This is a genomic window from Lysinimonas soli, from assembly GCF_042655435.1.
Taxonomy (GTDB): Bacteria; Actinomycetota; Actinomycetes; order Actinomycetales; family Microbacteriaceae; genus Lysinimonas; species Lysinimonas soli.
The window spans coordinates 1-965 of the sequence record NZ_JBHSMG010000007.1 but is presented as its reverse complement, the minus strand read 5'-3'; the positions used below and the strand labels follow the sequence as shown (position 1 = coordinate 965).

The following is a 965-nucleotide window of genomic DNA, read 5'->3' as shown; positions in this document are numbered from 1 at the left end:
GAGCTTCCCGATGGCGGTGTGGGGCCGGTGCTGATTGTAGAAGTGCAGCCATGCCGGGAGAGCGGCGCGGCGGGCTGACTCGGAGTTGTAGTGGCGCGAGTAGGCCCAGCCGTCGGCGAGGGTGCGGTGGAATCGCTCGATCTTGCCGTTGGTCTGCGGGCGGCGTGGTCGGGTGAACTTCGGTGTGATGCCGAGCCCGGCGCAGGCGTTTCGCCATGCGTGCGAGCGATAGGCGGAGCCGTTGTCGGAGAGCACTCGCTCGACGGTGACGCCGTGGTCGGTGAACCAGGACACTGCTCGCTGCAGGACCCCGATCGCCGTCTCAGCGCGTTCGTCGTCGTGGATCTCGGCATAGGCGACGCGGGAGTGGTCGTCGATGACGGTATGGACGAAGGCATGCCCGGTGGTCATGTCGCCAGCGATGCCTCGCTGGCCGGTTCGCTTCCCGGTGACGGACCGGTTCCGATAACCCTGTGCTCGCCCGACGGAGCGCCAACCGCCGCCGTCGGGGATGTTGCCAAGCTTTTTAACGTCGACGTGGATCAGCGCTCCCGGCGTCTCGTGTTCGTAACGCCGGGCCGGCTCTCCGGTCCTGACGTCGACATGGGATAGCCGGTTGAGCCGGCATCGGACCAGGACAGCATGGACGGTCGAGGACGCGATGCCGAGCCGACCCGCGATCTGAACCGGTCCGAGCCGCTTCTTGATCCGAAGGTGAACGATCTTCTTCACGATCGGCTGCGGGGTCTTGTTCGGATGCGTATGCGGTCGGCTCGACCGATCCGCCATGCCCTCCGACCCAAGCTCGGCATAGCGGCGGGCCCACTTCGCCGCCGTCGGATACGACACCCGGAAGTAAGCAGCAGCAGCCGAGATCGACCACCCCTCATCAACCACCTGCCGGGCAAGACGAAGCCGATGCCGCGGCGTCAACGCCGCATTACCGTGAGACACGAGGACCTCCT

At 66.3% G+C, this 965-nt stretch carries 1 protein-coding gene; it reads right to left on the bottom strand.

What is annotated here, in order from left to right; all coding sequences use genetic code 11:
* The coding region (locus ACFPJ4_RS15410; protein ID WP_386741379.1) for an IS481 family transposase at positions 1 to 954 on the bottom strand (954 nt) is incomplete at its 3' end.
* Between the last annotated feature and the right edge of the window lie 11 nt (positions 955 to 965).